Source organism: Acinetobacter sp. ACNIH3, from assembly GCF_002918965.1.
Lineage (GTDB): Bacteria > Pseudomonadota > Gammaproteobacteria > Pseudomonadales > Moraxellaceae > Acinetobacter > Acinetobacter schindleri.
Genome location: NZ_PQLP01000133.1, coordinates 1 through 1,135 on the forward strand (window position 1 = coordinate 1; position 1,135 = coordinate 1,135).

A 1,135-nucleotide genomic window follows, 5' to 3' on the forward strand; every position below is an offset into this window, starting at 1 on the left:
TATCTATAGGCAAATTACCATCATCCAGATAGCGGCAGAGTGCCTGCCAACGTTTTAGGCTGTAATTGATCGCCTTGGCGGTGGGAGAACTCGATGGCACTGTCAGATGATGTTGGTTGAGCCATTCATACAGTTGTTGCATCACTGGTTGACTATGCTGTTGTCGGTATTCGCGGCGCTGTTCTGCTGTACCATCGGTCTTTTTCCTGAGTTCTACTTCTATCGCATACAGTTTCTGAATCAGCACCAATGCCTGTTCAGCGACCTGACTTTTCCCGGTCACATGCAGTTCATGGAATTTACGACGTGCATGGGCCATGCAGCCCACCTCTATGACCTGACCTGATTTAAAGCGTGCTTTATAACCACTGTAATCATCACAGACTAGATTGCCCTGCCAGCCTTTCAAGAACGCTTCAGCATGCTGGCCTGAACGACTATCCTGAAAGTCATAGATCACTGCCTGAACTGGATTGTACTGTGTAGTGGCATAGGCCCAGACATAACCTTTTTTCGGTTTTTTCTCATCATCACCCATCCGCATGATGGTGACCGGCGTTTCATCGGCATGGATCACCCGCTGTTGCAGCACCACCTGTTTTAAGGCATTGGCCAGAGGTTCCAGTTCTACACCGCAGCGACCTATCCAGTCAGATAAAGTTGATCTAGAAAGTTCGATTCCCGCCCGCTGATAGATCAGACGTTGACGGTACAGCGGCAAATGATCGGCATATTTCGATACCAGCACATGGCTGAGCAATTCAGGTGAAGCAATGCCTTTATCAATTACATAGGCAGGCATCGCTTGCTGAGTCAGGGTGTCACACTGATCACAGACCCATTTACCACGCACATGCTGTTCCTTATAGAACTGTGCCGGTCTGAAATGCAGTTTTTCACTGACATCTTCGCCGATACGACGGAGTTGGCAGCCACAAGCGCATTGGGTTGATGCAGGTTCATGCTCAATACGGATGGTGTGTAGATGATCTGGCAGTGGTCGACGTTTAGGTTTATTTGCTTTGGCTTTGTGTGTCGCTGCATCGGTTTTATCTGCATTCAGCCGTTCCAGTTCCAGATCAACGGCTGCGATATCTTCTTCGACCGCTTCATCCCAGAGATGGATTTGTTTTGC

At 48.6% G+C, this 1,135-nt stretch carries 1 protein-coding gene; it reads right to left on the minus strand.

From position 1 onward, the window contains the following. A partial coding sequence (tnpC, locus tag C3420_RS17060; protein WP_103801100.1) for an IS66 family transposase occupies positions 1–1,135 on the minus strand: 1,135 nt, incomplete at both ends.